Origin of the sequence: Undibacterium sp. SXout20W, from assembly GCF_049340285.1 — a bacterium.
Classification (GTDB): Bacteria; Pseudomonadota; Gammaproteobacteria; order Burkholderiales; family Burkholderiaceae_D; genus Undibacterium.
Genome location: NZ_JBMPPH010000120.1, coordinates 1 through 551 on the forward strand (window position 1 = coordinate 1; position 551 = coordinate 551).

General features: G+C 46.3%; 1 protein-coding gene. It reads right to left on the reverse strand.

All coding sequences use genetic code 11. The features are described 5' to 3' along the window. The coding region (locus tag ACO0K1_RS20275; RefSeq protein WP_423029018.1) for an IS30 family transposase at nt 1–551 on the reverse strand (551 nt) is incomplete at both ends.

Genomic DNA, 551 nt, shown 5'->3' on the forward strand with positions numbered 1-551 from the left:
TCTGAGGTGATGGTGCGTACTTTTTTACGATAAGGTTCAAGCAATTCAATCATCGCCTGACCTACTGCGTGCGCTGTCTTACGTTCCACTTTTCGAATCAACGTTAATCCTGTCTTGCGTTCTACGATACTCACAATAGCTTGCCGATGGTTTTTGCCAATGATCGTATCTGCTTCCCAATCGCCTATTCGACTGCGCTGCTCTACAATTGCTGGCCTGTCTTCGATAAATTGTCTATTCGGTATACTGCCTCTTCGCTCTAACTTACCATATCGTTTTTTTCGTTTCTTCTGACAACGTAGATTTTTCCAAAGTGCTCCGCCTGATCGTTTATCCGCATAGACACGTTGATAAACTGTTTCCGGACTTATCGCCGCATGACCGCTAATTTGCTCTGGGCTCCATTGCTCCAATAGTCGTTCTTGCGCAAACTCCCAGACATCCTCGTCAATGCGCCGCGCGTTAATTGCACGTCGCTCCTCTGACTTTTTATGAGCTTGCTTTGGACGATAACCACGACCTCCAGTATTACGACGCAATTCTCTGCTGAT